Source organism: Stenotrophomonas sp. SrG, from assembly GCF_050031795.1.
Classification (GTDB): Bacteria; Pseudomonadota; Gammaproteobacteria; order Xanthomonadales; family Xanthomonadaceae; genus Stenotrophomonas; species Stenotrophomonas rhizophila_A.
Genome location: NZ_JBNBBE010000326.1, coordinates 1 through 265 on the forward strand (window position 1 = coordinate 1; position 265 = coordinate 265).

1 protein-coding gene is annotated in these 265 nt (G+C 71.3%); it reads right to left on the reverse strand.

The features are described 5' to 3' along the window. Positions 1 to 265 (reverse strand): sensor histidine kinase (locus ACQG3P_RS19980; protein ID WP_426806016.1); only part of this gene is annotated, 265 nt, incomplete at both ends.

Genomic DNA, 265 nt, shown 5'->3' on the forward strand with positions numbered 1-265 from the left:
CGTCATCCGTGCAGCCGGGCCGAACCGCCAGGCCAGGCGAAGCGCGATGTTGCGCTGCGCGTGCCCGGCGCCCTGCATCAGCGGCAGCGCACGCACGTCCGGATCGGGCGCGGGGGTCTGGATGCGGATGTGCAGCTGCGCCCCTTCGAAGGACAGCGCAATGACGATGGTGCCGCCAGCCGGCAGCCGCGTAATGCCATGCAGCACCGCGTTTTCCACCAGCGGCTGCAGCACCAGGCGCGGCATCGGCAGGGTCCAGGGCAAG